2 protein-coding genes are annotated in these 1,910 nt (G+C 34.8%); both read left to right on the forward strand.

Annotated elements, in window-relative coordinates:
- The coding region (locus ACHZDT_RS15870; RefSeq protein ID WP_394775598.1) for an efflux RND transporter periplasmic adaptor subunit at nt 1–484 on the forward strand (484 nt) is incomplete at its 5' end.
- Between the two features lie 103 nt (nt 485–587).
- Nucleotides 588–1,910: efflux RND transporter permease subunit (locus ACHZDT_RS15875; protein ID WP_394775599.1), on the forward strand; the 1,323-nt coding region annotated here is incomplete at its 3' end.

The following is a 1,910-nucleotide window of genomic DNA, read 5'->3' on the forward strand; positions in this document are numbered from 1 at the left end:
AAAATTAGTTAATACAGGAAAATTGAAAATCACATTTTCTATTCCTGAAAAATATGCTGCACAAGTAAAATCAGGTTCAACAATCGAATTTTCGGTTTCAGGATCAGATAAAGTATATACAGCAAAAATTTACGCAATCGAGCCGGAAGTTGAAGTTGCCACACGAACACTTAAAGTTCGCGCCATTGCTGATAATCTTGACGGAAAACTTTTTCCGGGAACTTTTGCTGATGTAAAATTGCCATTAAATATTATCAAAGATGCTATTGTAGTTCCTACAGAAGCTATTGTTCCGGTACAAAGTGGTAAAAAAGTATATATCGCAAATATGGGCAAAGCCAAAGAAGTTATGGTTGACGCAACAACAAGAACCGATGCTTCGATCTTAATTTTATCCGGATTAAAAGCCGGAGACACTTTGATTACCAGTGGCGTTATGTCATTAAAAAATGATGCACCTATAAAAGTTAAAGTAAAAAAATAGTTTTGAGTTATGAGTTATGAATTATGAGTTTAAATTTTAAATCTATAATCTGTACTCTATTTTCTTTATTCTAAAATCTCAACTCTAAAATCATAAATCTCACATGAGTTTATCAACCACAAGTATAAAAAGACCTGTTTTAACCATTGTACTGAATCTTTTGATTATTTTATTCGGTTTCATTGGTTATACCTTTTTGGGCGTTAGGGAATTTCCTTCTATCGACCCTGCTCAGGTTTCCATCAGAACCAATTATACAGGAGCCAATTCTGATATTATTGAGTCGCAAATTACAGAACCTCTTGAAAAAGCCGTAAATGCTATTGACGGAATCCGAAATATTACATCATCAAGTAATCAGGGAAGCAGCAGTATTACAATCGAATTTAATTTAGATAAAAACTTAGAGGAAGCTGCAAATGACGTTCGTGATAAAGTTTCACAAGCCGTTAGAAGTTTGCCTCAGGATATTGACGCGCCGCCGGTAGTTTCTAAAGCAGATGCCGATAGTGAATCTATTATTTCGATGACGGTTCAAAGTGATACCAGAAGTTCTTTAGAATTAAGTGATTATGCCGAAAATGTAATTTCTCAGCGTTTAGAAACTATTCCCGGAGTCAGCGGAGTTCAAATCTGGGGACAAAAACGTTATGCAATGCGTTTATGGATTGATCCGATAAAACTAAATGCTTATAATTGTACAGTTTCTGATGTTCGAGATGCTTTAAATGCGCAAAACGTTGAATTGCCATCCGGAAAATTGACGGGAAACAATACCGAGTTGACCGTAAAAACAATCGGAAATCTTTCTAAACCAGAAGAATTTAATAATATAATCATTCGTACGGACGGAGATAAAATTGTTCGTTTAAGCGATGTTGGCGGTGCCGAATTAGGACCTGAAAATATCGAAACTTCATTGACATCATCAGGACTTCCTATGATTGGTCTGGCAATTGTACCAATGCCGGGAGCGAATTACTTAGATATTTCAAATGAATTTTATAAAAAATACGACGCCTTAAAAAAGGATTTACCCAAAGATATCAAGCTTAATATTGCTTTGGACAATACACTTTTCGTAAAAAAATCTGTACTTGAAGTTGCCGAAACTTTAGGAATTTCTATTATTCTGGTAATTATCATTATTTATTTGTTTTTTAGAGACTGGGCAATTGCGTTCAGGCCTTTAATTGATATTCCGGTTTCTTTAATTGCTACGTTTTTTATCATGTGGCTTTTTGGATTTTCGATAAATGTATTAACACTTTTAGCTATTGTTCTCGCAACCGGTCTTGTGGTCGATGACGGAATTGTAGTTACCGAAAATATTTTCAAAAAAGTCGAAGAAGGAATGTCGCCAATTGAAGCCGCGATTAAAGGTTCAAATGAAATTTTCTACGCCGTAATTTCGATTTCGGTTACT

This window comes from Flavobacterium sp. (genome assembly GCF_043722275.1).
In the GTDB taxonomy this organism is placed as follows: domain Bacteria; phylum Bacteroidota; class Bacteroidia; order Flavobacteriales; family Flavobacteriaceae; genus Flavobacterium.